1 protein-coding gene is annotated in these 878 nt (G+C 64.0%); it reads left to right on the forward strand.

Features of this window, described 5'->3' with window-relative positions:
• The coding region (locus ACFWI9_RS33175; RefSeq protein WP_387168709.1) for a UTRA domain-containing protein at positions 1-386 on the forward strand (386 nt) is incomplete at its 5' end.
• Positions 387-878 lie beyond the last annotated feature (492 nt).

Here is an 878-nt window from a genome sequence, read left to right on the forward strand (position 1 = left end):
CCGAGGTCGCTGCCGTCCTGGGCAGTGCCGGCGAAGTGGTCGTACGCGCGCGCCAAATGTTCGACGGGGAGCGCCTGATTCAACTGGCGACTACGTTCGTCCCCGCTGATGTGGCCCAAGCCTCTGGCATCGAGCAGGTGAACACAGGGGTTGGCGGCATCATCAGCCGGATGCGTGATGCTGGGTTCGAGCAGACAGAGGCCACCGAGGACGTGGAACTGCGCAGCGCATCCTCCAGCGAGGCTGATGCTCTGGGATTGGACGCCGGGACACCGGTGTTGTCGATCACCCACATCGGCCGTACCGCAGAGGGGCGCGTTGTTGAGGTGACGCAGCACGTCCTCAGCGGCTCCTGGAAGCTGCGTTACTCCACCCCGCTGATCTGATACTCAAGGGCGGAGTGCCCCCGAAGGGTGCTCCGCCCGGTCCGGAAGAGACGAGGAAGTCTTGTGACGGCACGTCTAACCGCCTCCGAGATCACCGATGAGTTGCGCTCAGCGCTGGCGGGCGGCGGATGGCTGCTGGCGGCACTAGGTCCTGCGGGGCCTACTCCATTGCCGAAAACCGCAGGTCACGACGAGATCGCCGCCGCCCTACAGGCGTACAGTCTGGCCGCGTCGCCCTCAAGGCCTTGCTCGCAGGCTCTGGCCCAAGCAGCTATCGAGACCGCAGCAGCTCATACGGCGGCCACCGGTTCACATGACGAGTACGAACACCTCGGTCTCGCACTTGGTTACCTGTACCAAGCTCGGCAGGGTCTCAACACGGCAATATGAAGCCTCACAAATAAAAAGTGAGGGCGGTCCGTCGCCACAACGGAACCGCCCCCGATCGACTCTCTCGGCGACCCACCGCGGGCGCTTATAACACAAGCCCAT

It is taken from the genome of Streptomyces sp. NPDC127084, assembly GCF_042724175.1.
Taxonomy (GTDB): Bacteria; Actinomycetota; Actinomycetes; order Streptomycetales; family Streptomycetaceae; genus Streptomyces.